Here is a 15,311-nt window from a genome sequence, read left to right on the forward strand (position 1 = left end):
GAGAAGTCTCCTTTCGGCGGTCGCTTCCCTGCAACGGCCGGCAAATGCCGAGTCTCCGATCACATGTCCTGCATAAAGGCCTGCATTTCCTCAGGCGTAACCTTACCGTCATTGTTCGCGTCGACCGCGTCGAAGACGCGCTTGTGGATGGCGGTCAACTCTTCGAAAGAAACCCCGCCGTCCCCGTCGCTATCTGTGATGGCGAACATGATCTTCATCATATGACCGCGCATTGGTCCCATCATGCGCATTCTTTCGTACATGCCCGGTGTCATGTTGCGGCCCATCATGCCTGGCATCATTTCCGTTTCGTCGGCCCCGGGCTTATCCTCCGACGAGGCCGGGTCTGGACTTTTCGTCTGGGCGGATGCGGTGCCGAAAGCGCCGACCACACCGAGCAAGGCCAGCAGAGTGATCGTTGGCAGTCTGACCATGGACATACTTCGTCTCCTCTTTGAGCATTATCCTCCACGAACTGGAGAGGCGATTGAGAGTAGGATGCATCCCGGCTTCACACATTGCGCTGGATCAAACCACTTGGATGGTTGGTCTAAGGCTGCATGGCAGATGACCTTTGATCTGGCCGTTCGGAAGGTGATCACCGCGCAAACAGGCCGCATCCGATTCCTGTCGGCTGGTCATGCTTGAGGAAGAGAACGGAGAGACCAAACTTTTCGGCGAGGGCAAGACCGCACGCTTCGCCGAGAACCATCATTGCCGTCGCCCAGGCGTCGGCGCTCATGCAATCGCAGGCGAGCACGGTCGCTGAGGCAGGCGGATCTCTAAGCGGCATGCCGAGCTGCGGGTCCATAGTGTGCGACAGACGATAGCCGGCGACGTCGATCCAGTGTCGATAGTCGCCGGACGTTGCCACGGCGCAATCCTGTAGCTCGAGCATGGAATGCGCGGCGCGCACTTCCGGGTTTGGCATCTCGACGGCGACGCTCCAGCCGCGACCGTTGGGCTGAGTGCCGAGCGCTCGCACTTCGCCGTCGATGGCGAAGAGGCCGGCTTCGATACCGTGCTGACGCGCAGCCTTCGACAGCTGATCGACGCCATAGCCCTTGGCGATGCCATTGAGATCGAAGCACATCTCGGAGTGCTTGCGGGCGCGGCCGGCGGCCCTGTCCAGCTCCAGAACATCATGAGCCGGGCTGCGCTTCGCAAGGCGGGCGGTCCTGATCCGGTCCTCGCTTGCCTCCGCCGGACCGAAACCCCATGCGGCGGTGGCATCACCCATGCCGATATCGAAGGCACCGCCTGAAATGTGGCCGATGGCAAGACCAGCTCCCAGCACGGTGAGCAGCCCGTCGGGGAGGGCAACCCATCCACCGGGCCGGGCGGCGTTCAAGCGGTTCAGGTCGCTTTCAGGCCTCCAGTTGGACATTTGTTTGTCGACTTCCGTCACGGCGTCGATCATCGCCCTGCGGGCGGAAGAGACATCGAAATCCGATGGCATGTGAAAGACGGCGGACCAGCGCGCACCCATGGTCGGACCGTTGATCGTGTAGCGCTTCATCTTAGTAGACGTCCTCGGCATAGCGGCCGTCGGCTTTCAGGCGTGTGAGGTTGAAGCCCTGCGCCGCCAATATGTCGGCGAGCACGGCGGCGACGGCCGCCGCCATATCCCGACTGCCGCAGATGAGAACCTGACCGCCTGCGGCGATCAGTTTGCCGATGCGCTCGGCGTCCTTGCGCAGAATATCCTGCACGTAGGCCGGGCTCGCAGTTCGCGAAAAGGCGGTCGATACCGAGGTCAGCCGGCCATCCTTTTTCCAGTGGGAAAGCTCCTCGGCGTAAAACGCGTCGCTGGTTGGATGGCGAGTTCCGAAATAGAGGTGCATGGCGCGGCCCGCCCGGTTTCGGCGGACGAAGCCGGCAAGAGGACCGATTCCGGCGCCGGCGCCGATGAGAATGACGGGTTTGCCTCCCCGGGCCGGGCGGAACGAGGGGTTTGGCCTCACGAAGGCCGCAATGGTATCACCGGGTTTCAATGCGATGAGTTGGCTCGAGCAAAGCCCTCCCACTTGCTCGCGGGCGCAGATTTCGAGAAAGCCATCCTTGAGACCGGAAGCAAGCGAGTAGAAGCGCGGCAGATCCGAGCCCTGCGGCACGATGCCGACCAGATCTCCCGCCTCGAACCGCGGGAATGCCTTGCCCGCCAGACGCTGCCAGAGCGAAGTCTTCGGCAGGGCAAAGCGGAGGATGGCGGTGGTGGCCTGTATGCTTGCGCCATAGTCGCGGCGGGATATGAGCGGCAATCTCCAGGTCTTCGGAACAGTCGGTTGGTGGTTCAGTTCGAAATCGAGACCAAGCGTCTCGGCCAGGCGCCGTCCCCAGCGGGCGAAATCCTGTGGCGATTGGCGATCTACCGTGTCGAAAGGTATAAGGGAGGCCCAGCCCTTGTCCTTGGCAATTCTCGCAACCTCGGCGGCGAACCCGCAGAAGGCCGGGAAGCTGTGATCGCCGAAACCGAGTACCGCGAGCGGCATGCCGGCGCTTGCATGCGCTCCCCCGAAGCGCTCGATGAAGCCTTTGGCGGAGGCGGGTGCTGTACCATCGCCATAGGTCGCGGCTAAGAGAATCACACGCCGCGCCTTCAACCAGCGGCCCGGCTCGAATTTGGACATCGGGCCGACGTAGACGCGAACGCCCTGTGCGGAAAGAGCGGTCTGCAGCGTATTGGCGAAACCCCAGGTCGTGCCGCTCTCGCTGCCGACAAGCAGGATTGTATCGGCCTCGCTAGCGGCAGCCGAGGCGAGCTTCGGGTCGCGGCGTCCCCTGAGCCAGACCCATAGGCCTGTCCAGCCGAGGACGGGTACCGCAAGCGCGGAGAACCCGAGGATGAGCCCGAGCCAAGCCAGCCCGTGCCCCGTGTGCAGCATCGTGATGAGGCGCGTGACCGTGTCGACCCAACCGGCGTCCGACCAGGCCAGCAGCGCACCGCTGCCTTGGTCGATATAAGCTTCTCCCCTTGCAGTCTTGAGTGTGAAAACATCGGTCGCGTCGCCCGTAGCGGGGAAATTCAACGAGAGCAGATCATCGACCGGCGTCTCTCGAAACAGAGGGACAGAGGTGAGCGCCACGCCGGTATTGCCGCTGACGTCGGCAGGGAAGGCCGGTGCACCGGCGCCTTCCGGCAATACCCCGAAAACAGCAGCCGTCATCCAGAGCGCAGTGAGCGCGGAGAGGAAGAGGCCAGGCAGGGCAAGGCGCGAGACCACGGCATGTAATCGTCCATCACCTGTGCCGCGAACGGATTTCAGAACGAAGCGCCAGCCGCCGGCGCGCCTTGCCGTCAGGAACAGTCCGGAAATTGCAAGGGCAAGCATTGTGGCCGCACCGCCAGCCGCTATGAGCCTTCCGGTATCGTCAAGGAAAAGCGATCGATGGAGATTGATCAACCAGCGCTCCAGCGCCGAGGTTTCGCCACTACCGACCGGCATGCCGGTGGCAGAGTCGATGACGGCGGAGGCGGGTTGGTCGCCTTCGTAGTAATAGGCGGTGATCTGCCCGGACGGCGCCCGTCTGATCTGTTCCACCGTAGGCTCTGCCGCCCGGACTCGCGCGGCGAGTTCCGCGACGCTGACGCGTTGCGCGGCAGGCATGGTGAGCGCCTCTGCGGCAGGGAAGATAGAGAGTAGGGCGCCGCTCAGCGCGAGGACGGTGAGAAGCGCCGCGGCGATCAGCCCGAACCAGCGGTGGAGCGAGCGGTTCATAACCGGCGGCCTCCTGCTCAACGCGCATAGGTGAAGGCGGCGATGTAGCGCGTACCCTTCACCTTTTGGCCTGAGCCTGCCGATGTCAGCGGCACCACGATCTCGTTCGGGCTGTCGCGCATGTCTTCCACGGCGGAATCGATATGAAGCTGATAGCCGGCATCGAACAGTGTATCGGCAAGATCGACCGTGACCTTGAGTGAGCGGCCTGCACCAACGCTGGCGCCGGTGATACCGTTGATCTGGGTGGTATCGCCGCCGGTGGCGCGGTACCAGCCGCTGAGATGCTCGTAATACCTGGTCTTGCCCCCTGCCATCCAGAGGCTGCCGACATATTTGTTCTGCGCATCGGTCACGTAATATGCGAGATAGGCGCCATCCCCGCCATAGTTGCGCATGCTGGTGGTGAGGGTCACTTCACGCGCCATGGCAAGGCCGGGAACGGTAAGGGCCGTGGTGACTGCAAGCATGGCAAGAAAGGATTTCATTCTCATCGATATTCTCCTTGGCAGGACTGGCGCTTCAGTTCGTCTGGGCTTGCGGCCTGGAACCAGGTGTGAATAGGCCGTTGTTTGGCGGAGTGGCGTTCAGTTGCTGCGCCGCGCTGCCCCGACCGCAGGCCTCGACATCCTCGTCTTCGCAGTCATCGGCGGCATAACGGCCGTCGTCGTCATGCCGGCGCTGCAGTTCCTTCTGGTGATCATCGTCGTCGCTTTCTTGGTAACCGGCCAATACCGTGCCGGCGCTCGTCGTCAGTGGGGGGAAGGGCATGGCTTGACTGCCAAAGGCGGCGAAGAAGCCGATGCTGGCGTATGCGGCCAGAAGAATTTTGCGGTACATCATATGTGATCTCCGGTTGGGCATCTTGCTTGGGAGAGGGGCAGCGTTCATCGAGCGGGACGATCTTCCTCTCGTTTCGAGCGGATCAATCGCGTCCTAAACTGACCGGTACCTGACAAGCGGCGCGACATTGCTTCAGCTTCCCGTAAGCTGGCCGGTGGACTAGGAGATGAGAGAAACGGAAAAAGCGATGCGGGTTCTGCTAATCGAGGACGATACGGCGCTGGGCGCGGCTATTCGCGACCAGATCGCCGCCGACGGACATTCCGTCGATTGGGTTAACCGGCTCGACCAGGCAAACGATGCGATCGTTGCCGCTGCCTACGATCTGGTGCTGCTCGATCTGATGCTGCCCGATGGGCTTGGCATTCCCTTCCTGAAGGCGTTGCGCGGGCGGGGTGACGTCACACCTGTCATGATCCTGACCGCGCTCGATCAGGTCTCCGACCGTATTGCCGGATTGAACGCCGGCGCCGACGATTACATGGTGAAGCCCTTCGATCTCGCGGAGCTTTCGGCGCGGATCGGGTCGGTGGCGCGCCGTTATGCCGGCAATCCCAATCCCAACATCACGCTCGGCCCGCTTGCCATCGACCTCGCCGCCAGAAGCATCACGGTGAATGGCAAGGCTGTGGTTCTGACGGCGCGAGAATGGGTCTTGTTTGAGGCCTTCCTGCAACGTCCCGCCCAGCTTCTTTCGAAGGCGCAACTCGAAGAGCGGCTCTATTCCTTCGATAGGGAAATCGACAGCAACGCCATCGAGGTCCACGTCAGCCGGTTGCGCAAGAAGCTCGGCACGCATGTGATCGAGACCGAGCGCGGGCTCGGCTATCGTCTGGGGCGGCCATGAGAATCGGCGCTTCGCTGCAGACGCGCCTGGCGCTCGCCCTCGGCCTTTCGGTGACGCTGCTGTGGCTTGCGGCGGCAGCCGTGACGGCGCACCGCCTAGGCGGGCAGATGGAAGAGGTGTTCGACGATGGGCTGAAGGCCACAGCGCAGCGCATTTTGCCGATTGCCCTGCACGACCTGCGCGAAGGCCATCAAAACCGCGATGCGACTGACCACGACGACAATGTTGAGGACGACGACGGTGATGCACGCCTCGGCCGAGAGGCACGCTACGGCGAAGACGTAAGCTTCATCGTGCGTGATCAAAACGGGCAGGTGCTGCTCGGTTCGAAGGGTGCTGATGCCTCAAGCTTCCCGCCGTTCACGAAGCGAGGCTTTCTTCGAACCGAAACGCACCAGCTCTATTACGATGCGAGCTTCGACGGCAACCTGACAATTGCCGTTGCCGAACCGCTCGACCATCGCACGGAATTGTCACGCAAGATGCTGCTGGGTCTCGTCCTGCCGCTGATCGTCGTGATCCCTCTCAGCCTGCTCGCAATCTATTTCGCGGTGCGCCGCTCCTTGCGCCCGGTGCGCGCACTCAGGCAGGAACTGGCCAATCGCGGCGCGCAGGATTTGTCGCCCGTCACCGACAGTGGCCTGCCAACCGAGCTTCTTCCGATTTCGGCAGGTGTCAACCAGCTTCTCGACCGCCTGACAGCAGCGTTCCGCGCCGAGCGCGCATTTGCTGCGAATGCCGCGCACGAGCTTCGTACGCCGGTGGCCGGCGCAATCGCGCAGGCGCAACGCATTCGCTCTGAAACCAAGGAAAAGCTGACGAGCCAGCGGGCGACGGAGATCGAGACTACGCTGAAGCGGTTGATGCGCATATCGGAAAAACTGATGCAGCTTGCTCGTGCCGAGGGTGGACGTCTGCAAAGTGACGAGCCTTCCGATCTCAGAACCGTCCTGCAGATGGTCCTTCAGGATTTTGCCCGGGCCGGAGAGGGACGAGTCTCGTTGACAGTGCCGATGGTGCCGGTGCTTTCGATGCTGGATCCGGACGCAGTCGGCATTCTCTGCCGCAATCTGGTTGAGAACGCGCTGAAACACGGAGCGCAAGATGGAAAGGTCGAGGTTTCACTTCAGCGGGGCGGCCTGCTGATCGTTGCCAATGACGGCCCGACGCTGTCCCCCGATGCTATAAACAGACTGATGCAGCGCTTTGAGCGGGGGAATGTCAAAATCGGGGGAAGCGGTGTAGGGCTTGCCATTGTCACGGCCATCGCCGATCGCATCGGAGCCGATGTGAAGATGGTGTCTCCGCGAGTCGCGCGGAGCGAAGGTGTTCAGGTTGAAATAAACCTGCCTGTGGCTCACCCCTGACGCCGGTATGTCCCGCCCTCGCCATTGCGGACGCAGTATCTGCCGGCTCAACCTCGGTATATCTGCACCTTGCCGCTGGCAAAGCGACGTTAACCCGCCACCGAGATCGAACGCTTCGCCTCGGCTATCGATGGACTCCGGACGATGCGGTACCGTGCCTCTACAAGATTGTAGATTCCGAAAGCCGCCAAGCCAACGGCGACGGCGATGTACAGAAATGACCCGAGCGGAAGCTGGTGGAGCCATTCCAGAGCATCGCCCATACTGCCGGCCTGTCTGGGATCCACCCGGAAACCTGCATAGGCGAAAAGTATTCCTGTAACCGCGAAGACTACGCCGCGGGCGACCAGGCCGTAAATGCATACGAACGTCACGATACCTTTGTTGTCAGGGACCCGAAGGTAGCGCTCGAACTTCCTGGTGATGCCCTTCAAAGCTGTCACGACGCCGCCGATGACAAAACCTACGCCTACGGCGATCGCAAGGTAGGAACCGAACGGCTGCGACATGATCCATCCCGCCAGGCCCTTCTCACCCGACCCCTCGCTGCCGCCCCCCGGGAAAAGAGCATTTCCAAGGGCATAGCCGGCAATCCCGAGGTAAGTGATGGCACTGCCGAGGAGGGCGGCCCGAATCGCGCATGCTTTTGCGCCCCTCCCGTGGCCGTCGGTATCCGCCAGCGATTGGGCAAGCCTCCAGGCAACAAATCCGAGAAGGCCGAGGCCGATCACTCCGACCCAGACGCGGCCGAGCGGCTGCCCAAGGAGCGTCGAAAGCGCCGATTTCGTCTCGGGCCGGCCGCCTGCCACGCCGGAGAAGAGGGCAAGCCCCGCTACAAGCAGAAAGACGATGCCGCGCGACGCGTAGCCGCCTTTGGCAAGCATATCAAATCGAGATCCTTTGATCATCTGCGGTCCCTGTCTGTCGAAATTCGCGATGTTAACGCGCCAATCTCCCGAAAGTTTGCTGGGGCTGGCAAAGGTTTGCTGGATTGCAGGCCACGGCACATCAACTGGAATGGATCGGGCGCTCGCGGCCGGGCGTCAGACTGGACGTGGATACCGTCGCAGAACGAGGTGGCGCGGCTTGACAATGTGACGGGGTGCGTTGCATTTTCGCCACAATGCGTTGCTTAAAGGTCACGCAAGGGTTTAGGTATTTCGCTCCCGATCGAGTCGTTGCGGCGCTGGCTTTCTGAGCCGGCGTTGCTTGGTTTCGATCGATGGCGAGGGCGGTAGGTGCCGCCTGAAGAGAGGCCGAATGACGCAGGATGGGGTATCGCCGGCGGCGGCGAGCGAGACGGTGACGACGGTGACCGATCGCCGCGCCCTTTTCGCCGTGCCCGGCCTGGTGCTTGCCGGCGGCGCGCTGCTCTGCGCGACGGCGACACTTTTCGTGCTGCTCGGCTTCACGCCGATCGCGCCGACTTCGCATGTCGTCATCACCTCGGTGATCGTCAATTCCTTCTTCGTCCTGACGCTGCTCGCCCTGATCGGCCGCGAGGTGGCCCGGTTGCTCAAGGCGCGTACCCGCGGCCGGGCTGCCGCGCGCCTGCATATCCGCATCGTCGTGCTTTTTTCGATCGTCGCCATCACGCCGGCGATCCTCGTCGCCATCTTCGCCAGTATCACGCTGAATGCCGGCCTCGACCGCTGGTTCGCGCTGCGCACCCAGTCGATCGTCAGCTCGTCGCGCAATATCGGCCAGGCCTACATGATGGAGAACGCCAGCTACCTGCAGGGGCAGACGGTTTCCATGGCCAACGACCTGGAGCGCAACCGCGCGCTCTACAGCCTCGACAGGACGGGTTTCGCCGAATTGATGACGCGCCAGGCCAGGGGCCGCGGCCTGCTCGGCGCCTTCCTCGTCGAGCGCGACGGCTCGGTGAACGTCCAGGCCGACATCGCCACCGAAAAGCCGCTGCCGGCCATTCCGCAGGATGCGCTGGAAAAGGCCGCTGCCGGCCAGCCGACGCTGATTCCGCCCGGCGTCACCAATCTCGTCGGCGCCATTATCAAGCTCGATGCCATCCAGGGCACCTTTCTCTATACCGTGCGCGCCGTCGATCCCAAGGTCATGGGCGCCATGCGTATGATGGAGGAGAACGCCACCGAATACCGCTCGATGGAGGCCAACCGCTTCTCGCTGCAGGTCGCCTTTGCCGTGCTTTACATCGGCTTTGCGCTGATCGTGCTCCTGGCGGCGATCTGGACCGCGATTGCCGTCGCCGACCGCATCGTCCGGCCGATCCGCCTGCTGATCACGGCGGCCGACAGTGTTGCATCGGGCAATATGGATATCGTCGTGCCGGTGCACGCGGTCGATGGCGACGTCGCCAATCTCTCACGCACCTTCAACAAGATGATCTCGGAAATCCGCACCCAGCGCGACGAAATCCTCGAAGCCAAGGACGAGGTCGACGACCGCCGCCGCTTCATCGAAGCGGTGCTGTCGGGCGTCACCGCCGCCGTTATCGGCGTCGAGCAGGACCGCCGCATCGCCATCGTCAACAGTTCGGCCGAGACGCTGATGTCGCTGTCGGCCGACGAGATGCTCGGGAAGCAGCTGGCCGACATCGCGCCCGAGGTCGATCAGGTGCTGAGCGAGGCGGCGGCGCGCCATCGCGGCGATTTCCGCAAGCAGATCGCACTCGTGCGCGGCGGCACCGTGCGGACGTTGAGCGTGCAGGTCACCCGCGAGGAAGTGCGCGATATGAGCGAATCCTACGTGATCACGCTCGACGACATCACCGATCTCGTCATCGCCCAGCGCTCCACCGCCTGGGGCGACGTGGCAAGGCGCATCGCCCATGAGATCAAGAACCCGCTGACGCCGATCCAGCTGTCGGCCGAGCGCATCCAGCGCCGCTACGGCAAGCAGATCGACCAGGGCGACCGGGCCGTCTTCGACCAGTGCACCGATACGATCATCCGCCAGGTCGGCGACATCGGCCGCATGGTCGACGAATTCTCCGCCTTCGCCCGCATGCCGAAGCCGACCAAGGAGCCGGGCGACCTGCGCGATATTCTGCGCGACGCGATCTTCCTGCGCGAGATGGGCAATCATCACGTCACCTTTGCGCAGGATTTCGGCGACCAGCCGCTGGAGGGCCTGTTCGACAGCCGTATGCTCGGCCAGGCTTTCGGAAATCTCATCAAGAATGCCGTCGAAGCGATCGAGGCCGTGCCGAGCGACGAACGGGACGAGCGCAAGATTCTCGTTCGCGCCGCACTCGATACCAGCCGCGACCGCTTCACCGTCGACGTGATCGACAATGGCCGCGGCCTGCCGGTGGAGAACCGCCACAGCATTCTGGAGCCCTATATGACGATGCGGGAAAAGGGCACTGGCCTCGGTCTCGCCATCGTCAAGAAGATCATCGAGGAACATGGCGGGCAGCTCGAGCTGCATGATGCGCCCGCCGATTTTGACCGGGGAAGAGGGGCCATGATCCGCGTGCATCTGCCACGCCGCGATCCGACGCCTGCCGCTCCCGCAGCCAATGACAAGGAAAGCGTTTATGGCCTCTGATATTCTCGTCGTCGATGACGAGCACGATATTCGCGAGATCGTTTCCGGCATTCTCTCGGACGAGGGGCACGAGACGCGCACCGCCCACGACAGCGACAGCGCGCTGGCGGCGATATCGGATCGCGTGCCGCGGCTGATCTTCCTCGATATCTGGATGCAGGGCAGCAAGCTCGATGGCCTGTCGCTGCTCGACGAGATCAAGACCCGCCATCCCGAACTGCCGGTCGTGATGATCTCAGGCCACGGCAATATCGAGACCGCCGTCTCGGCGATCAAGCGCGGCGCCTTCGATTTCATCGAGAAGCCGTTCAAGGCCGACCGGCTGATCCTGATCGCCGAACGCGCGCTGGAGAATTCCAAGCTGAAGCGCGAAGTCTCCGAGCTGAAGCGCCGCACCGGCGATGCGCTGGAGCTGATCGGCACTTCGGTCGCCGTTTCGCAGCTTCGCCAGACGATCGAGAAGGTCTCGCCGACCAACAGCCGCATCATGATCCTCGGCGCCTCTGGCTCCGGCAAGGAGCTGGTGGCGCGGATGATCCACAAGAAGTCGACCCGTGCCAACGGCCCCTTCGTTGCGCTGAACGCCGCCAACATCACGCCCGAACGCATGGAGGTGGCGCTGTTCGGCACCGAGGGCACGCCCGGCCAGGCGCGCAAGATCGGCGCGCTCGAGGAAGCCCATCGCGGCATCCTCTATCTCGACGAAGTCGGCGAAATGCCGCGCGAGACGCAGAACAAGATCCTGCGCGTGCTGGTCGATCAGCAGTTCGAGCGCGTCGGCGGCTCCAAGCGTGTCAAGGTCGATGTCCGCATCATCTCCTCGACCGCCTACAACCTCGAAAGCCGCATCGCCGAAGGCTGGTTCCGCGAGGATCTCTATCATCGCCTCGCCGTCGTGCCGGTGCGGGTGCCGGCGCTTGCCGAGCGGCGCGAGGACATTCCCTTTCTCGTCGATCAGCTGATGCGCCAGATCTCAGAGCAGGCCGGCATTCGTCCGCGCCGCATCGGCGACGACGCCATGGCGGTGCTGCAGGCGCATGATTGGCCGGGCAATATCCGTCAGCTGCGCAACAATATCGAACGGCTGATGATCCTTGCCCGCACCGACGGGCCGGATGCGCCGATCACCGCCGACATGCTGCCGACCGATCTCGGCGACATGCTGCCGAAGGTTTCCGCCAAGAACGACTATCACATCATGACGCTGCCGTTGCGCGAAGCCCGCGAGATGTTCGAGAAGGATTATCTGATCGCCCAGATCAACCGTTTCGGCGGCAATATCTCGCGCACCGCGGAATTCGTCGGCATGGAGCGTTCGGCGCTGCATCGCAAGCTGAAGTCGCTCGGCGTCTGATCATGCGAAGGCGCGGCGGATGCCGCGCCGCATCCTTCCCATCCTGATTCTTAGAAGACCAGGTTTCCCATGCCGAGAATTGCCTATGTGAATGGCCGCTACGTCAAGCATTCCGATGCCAGCGTCCATATCGAGGACCGCGGTTATCAGTTCGCCGACGGCGTCTACGAGGTCTGCGAGGTCCGACACGGCTACATCGTCGACCTGACGCGCCATCTGAACCGTCTCGACCGGTCGCTCGGCGAATTGCGCATCGCCTGGCCGATGGGCCGGGCGGCGCTGACCCAGGTCATTCGTCAGACGCTGCGCCGCAACCATGTCCGCAACGGGCTTTTCTACATGCAGGTGACGCGCGGTGTCGCCCGCCGCGATCATGTCTTCCCGGCCGAGGGCACGCCGCCGTCGCTTGTCATCACTGCCAAGAGCACAGATCCCAAAATCATTGCTGCCAAGAACGCCAACGGCATCAAGGCGATCACCCTTGCCGACAATCGCTGGGACCGCGTCGACATCAAATCCGTCGGCCTGTTGCCGAATGCCATGGCCCGTCAGCAAGCCAAGGAGGCCGGCGCCCAGGAGGCGATCTATGTCGATGGCGACGGCATGGTGAAGGAAGGGGCGGCGACCAATGTCTGGATCGTCGACCGGGACGGGACGCTGGTGACGCGGCCTGCCGAACACGGAATTCTGCGCGGCATTACCCGCACCACATTGATGGATGTTGCAGCCAAGCTCGGGTTGAAGATCACGGAGCGGAATTTCTCCGTTTCCGAGATGCTCGCAGCCCGCGAGGTCTTCCTGACTGCAGCCACAAGCATTTGTTTTCCGGTCGTTTCCGTCGATGGCCAGCCTATCGCCAACGGTCATGCGGGCGGTGTTTCGCAGAAAGTCCGCGAAGCCTTTTTCGACGTTGCGGAAAAGATTGCGATTTGATACCAAGATTTGCTGGACGGGTGGAATGAGGGTGCTGCCGGTCTTGCATGGTGAGGTTGATTGATATTCTACCGACCAGATCAGGTCGGCAATAAAGAAAGAAGCGGCGCGATGGCGGAACGTTCTCAGAATCTGCAGGACTTATTTCTCAATACTGTTCGCAAGCAAAAGATTTCCCTGACAATCTTTTTGATCAACGGCGTGAAACTCACGGGCGTTGTTACGTCTTTTGACAATTTCTGTGTTCTTCTTCGCCGTGACGGCCATTCGCAGCTCGTGTATAAACATGCGATCTCGACGATCATGCCGGGCCAGCCCATGCAGATGTTCGAGAGCGAAGAAGCAGCGTCCTAACAGGATCAGCCGTCATTTCGACACGCGATACCAAGAACGATTCGATCATCCCTGAAGCCGCCAAGCACAGGGACGACATGCGCGCGACTGTCGTCGTGCCGGTTCTGAAATCGCGCAGTCGCGGCGGCCAGTCCGAATCGGCCTCGACCCGCACGCCGGAAAGCCGGCTCGAAGAGGCGACGGGCCTTGCCCAGGCGATCGACCTCGATGTCGTCAACGGCTCGATCGTCCCGGTCAACGACCCGAGACCGGCCACATTGCTCGGCACCGGCAAGATCGAGGAGATCAAGGCGTTGCTCGATGAGCGCGATTCCGGTCTCGTCATCGTCGATCATCCGCTGACGCCGGTTCAGCAGCGCAATCTCGAAAAGGAATGGAACGCCAAGGTCATCGACCGGACGGGCCTCATCCTCGAAATCTTCGGCCGCCGCGCCTCCACCAAGGAAGGCACGCTGCAGGTCGACCTCGCCCATCTGAACTATCAAAAAGGCCGTCTGGTCCGAAGCTGGACCCACCTTGAACGCCAGCGCGGCGGCGGCGGCTTCATGGGCGGCCCCGGCGAAACCCAGATCGAAGCCGACCGGCGGCTGCTGCAGGATCGCATCATCAAGCTCGAACGCGAGCTGGAGCAGGTCGTGCGCACCCGCCAGCTCCACCGCGCCAAGCGCCGCAAGGTGCCGCACCCGATCGTAGCGCTCGTCGGTTATACCAATGCCGGCAAGTCGACGCTGTTCAACCGCATCACCGGCGCCGGCGTGCTGGCCGAAGACATGCTCTTTGCCACGCTCGATCCGACGCTGCGCCGCATGAAGCTGCCGCACGGCCGCACCGTCATCCTCTCCGACACCGTCGGCTTCATCTCCGACCTGCCGACCCATCTCGTCGCCGCCTTCCGGGCGACCTTGGAAGAGGTGCTGGAAGCCGATCTCATCCTGCATGTTCGCGACATGTCCGATGCCGACAACCAGGCGCAGAGCTCCGATGTGATGCGCATCCTGAACGACCTCGGCATCGACGAGGCCGAATCGGCCAAGCGGCTGATCGAGGTCTGGAACAAGATCGACCGGCTGGAGCCCGAGGTCCACGATACCATGGTGCAGAAAGCCGCCGGCGCCAGCAACGTCGTCGCGGTTTCGGCCGTCAGCGGCGAGGGCGTCGATACGCTGATGGAAGAAATCAGCCGCAGACTGTCAGGCGTGATGACCGAGGCAACGATCCGCCTTCCCGTCGACAAGCTGGCGTTGCTGCCCTGGCTTTACGATCATGCCATCGTCGACGGTCGTGAGGACAATGAGGACGGCTCGATCACCCTCGACCTGCGCCTCTCCGAAACCGAGGCAACCGAACTCGAGCGCCGCATCGGCAACGGACCGAAGCCTGATAAGGAAGATTGGGAGCGGTGAGCGAAATCAAGACTTCCTTCGGCCCCACTGCGGAGAAGGAAGATCTGGCAATGTTTCGCCTCCGCAGGCCGGCTGGTCGGCGACAAGGCCAGCCGCACCCTCCGTCATGCTCGATCCAACCTACCCAATCAAAACAGCCCGTTCGATTGCCTTCGCCGCCTGCCAGATCTCCTCCATCCGCTCCAGCGTCGCGTCTTCCAACGTTTCGCCTTCTGCTTCAAGAACATGCTCTATATGACTGAAGCGACGACGGAATTTCGTATTGGTTCCGCGCACAGCCTGTTCCGGATCCGCCTTCACGTGCCGGCCGATATTGACGACGGCGAAGATCAGATCGCCGAGTTCGTCGCTGACCTTGGCCTGGTCGCCTTCCCGAAGTGCCGCCCGCAATTCGCCGATCTCCTCCTCGATCTTGTCGAGGATCGGTTCGGGCGCCGACCAGTCGAAACCGACCTTGGCGGCGCGTTCCTGCAGCTTCAGCGCTTCCGTCAAAGCCGGGAAGCTGCGCTGCACCGAACCGAGGAAGCCGCTCTTGAAGTCCTCGGTGATACCGCGCCGTGACCGGCGCTCGGCGCGCTCGCGTTTCTCCGCCTGCTTGATCTCGTCCCACTGCTTCTTCACTGCATCAGGCGTATCTGCCGCCGAGCGGGCAAAGACGTGCGGGTGGCGGCGGATCATCTTGGCGGTGATGGCGTTGACGACGTCGCCGAAGGAAAATTCGCCGGCCTCCTCGGCCATCCGCGCGTGGAAGACCACCTGAAGCAGCAGGTCGCCCAACTCGTCGCAGAGATCGTCCATATCACCGCGCTCGATCGCATCGGAGACCTCATAGGCCTCTTCGATCGTATAGGGCTTGATGGTCTCGAAGTTCTGCTCGATGTCCCAGGGGCAGCCGGTTTCGGGATGGCGCAGCGCCGCCATGATCTCGATCAGCCGCGAAATATCTTTGGAAGGTTCCAT

The 15,311-nt window shown here is 62.5% G+C and carries 14 protein-coding genes; 7 read left to right on the top strand and 7 right to left on the bottom strand.

Annotated features, from left to right (window positions below; genetic code table 11):
* Window positions 1-59: 59 nt before the first annotated feature.
* The 5 genes from FHX10_RS17380 to FHX10_RS17400 all read right to left on the bottom strand — a co-directional run bounded on the left by FHX10_RS17380 (window position 60) and on the right by FHX10_RS17400 (window position 4,562).
* Window positions 60-440, bottom strand: coding sequence for a membrane protein (locus FHX10_RS17380; protein WP_047615014.1), 381 nt, complete (start codon window positions 438-440; stop codon window positions 60-62).
* Window positions 441-598: 158 nt separating this feature from the next.
* Window positions 599-1,519 (bottom strand): FAD:protein FMN transferase, encoded by a 921-nt coding sequence (locus FHX10_RS17385; RefSeq protein WP_063475524.1) that lies wholly within the window; start codon window positions 1,517-1,519, stop codon window positions 599-601.
* Between the two features lies 1 nt (window position 1,520).
* Window positions 1,521-3,719: a PepSY domain-containing protein gene (locus tag FHX10_RS17390; protein WP_063475525.1), complete on the bottom strand. Its 2,199-nt coding sequence runs from the start codon at window positions 3,717-3,719 to the stop codon at window positions 1,521-1,523.
* Window positions 3,720-3,736: 17 nt separating this feature from the next.
* A complete protein-coding gene (locus FHX10_RS17395) occupies window positions 3,737-4,207 on the bottom strand; it encodes a DUF2271 domain-containing protein (protein ID WP_047615764.1) in 471 nt (156 codons plus the stop codon).
* A gap of 34 nt (window positions 4,208-4,241) precedes the next feature.
* Complete coding sequence (locus FHX10_RS17400) at window positions 4,242-4,562, bottom strand: hypothetical protein (protein WP_063475526.1); 321 nt, start codon at window positions 4,560-4,562, stop codon at window positions 4,242-4,244.
* Between the two features lie 187 nt (window positions 4,563-4,749).
* Between FHX10_RS17400 and FHX10_RS17405 the strand changes: the two genes are divergently transcribed.
* Window positions 4,750-5,409, top strand: coding sequence for a response regulator transcription factor (locus FHX10_RS17405; protein WP_097623125.1), 660 nt, complete (start codon window positions 4,750-4,752; stop codon window positions 5,407-5,409).
* A gap of 107 nt (window positions 5,410-5,516) precedes the next feature.
* Complete coding sequence (locus tag FHX10_RS17410) at window positions 5,517-6,776, top strand: HAMP domain-containing sensor histidine kinase (RefSeq protein ID WP_246781239.1); 1,260 nt, start codon at window positions 5,517-5,519, stop codon at window positions 6,774-6,776.
* 89 nt (window positions 6,777-6,865) lie between these two features.
* Here the strand turns inward: FHX10_RS17410 and FHX10_RS17415 are convergent, their stop codons facing one another.
* Window positions 6,866-7,684, bottom strand: coding sequence for a DUF1206 domain-containing protein (locus FHX10_RS17415; protein ID WP_184389912.1), 819 nt, complete (start codon window positions 7,682-7,684; stop codon window positions 6,866-6,868).
* A 352-nt stretch (window positions 7,685-8,036) separates the two neighbouring features.
* On the opposite strand from FHX10_RS17415, the gene FHX10_RS17420 reads away from it, so the two are divergent.
* The 5 genes from FHX10_RS17420 to hflX all read left to right on the top strand — a co-directional run bounded on the left by FHX10_RS17420 (window position 8,037) and on the right by hflX (window position 14,351).
* On the top strand, window positions 8,037-10,307 hold the full coding sequence (locus tag FHX10_RS17420; RefSeq protein WP_184389914.1) for a PAS domain-containing sensor histidine kinase: 2,271 nt from the start codon (window positions 8,037-8,039) through the stop codon (window positions 10,305-10,307).
* Window positions 10,297-11,661, top strand: a complete 1,365-nt coding sequence (locus FHX10_RS17425; RefSeq protein WP_047615027.1) for a sigma-54-dependent transcriptional regulator — start codon at window positions 10,297-10,299, stop codon at window positions 11,659-11,661. Before FHX10_RS17420 ends, FHX10_RS17425 begins: the two co-directional genes overlap by 11 nt.
* Before the next feature lie 69 nt (window positions 11,662-11,730).
* Window positions 11,731-12,594 (top strand): D-amino-acid transaminase, encoded by an 864-nt coding sequence (locus FHX10_RS17430; protein WP_184389916.1) that lies wholly within the window; start codon window positions 11,731-11,733, stop codon window positions 12,592-12,594.
* 111 nt (window positions 12,595-12,705) lie between these two features.
* Window positions 12,706-12,948, top strand: coding sequence for an RNA chaperone Hfq (gene hfq / locus FHX10_RS17435; protein ID WP_003539403.1), 243 nt, complete (start codon window positions 12,706-12,708; stop codon window positions 12,946-12,948).
* A 77-nt stretch (window positions 12,949-13,025) separates the two neighbouring features.
* Window positions 13,026-14,351: a GTPase HflX gene (gene hflX / locus FHX10_RS17440; RefSeq protein WP_097623129.1), complete on the top strand. Its 1,326-nt coding sequence runs from the start codon at window positions 13,026-13,028 to the stop codon at window positions 14,349-14,351.
* 120 nt (window positions 14,352-14,471) lie between these two features.
* On the opposite strand, the gene mazG is transcribed toward hflX, so the two are convergent.
* Entirely contained in the window at window positions 14,472-15,311 is an 840-nt protein-coding gene (mazG, locus tag FHX10_RS17445) for a nucleoside triphosphate pyrophosphohydrolase (protein WP_047615033.1), read from the bottom strand.

This window comes from Rhizobium sp. BK591 (assembly GCF_014195045.1).
GTDB lineage: Bacteria > Pseudomonadota > Alphaproteobacteria > Rhizobiales > Rhizobiaceae > Rhizobium > Rhizobium anhuiense.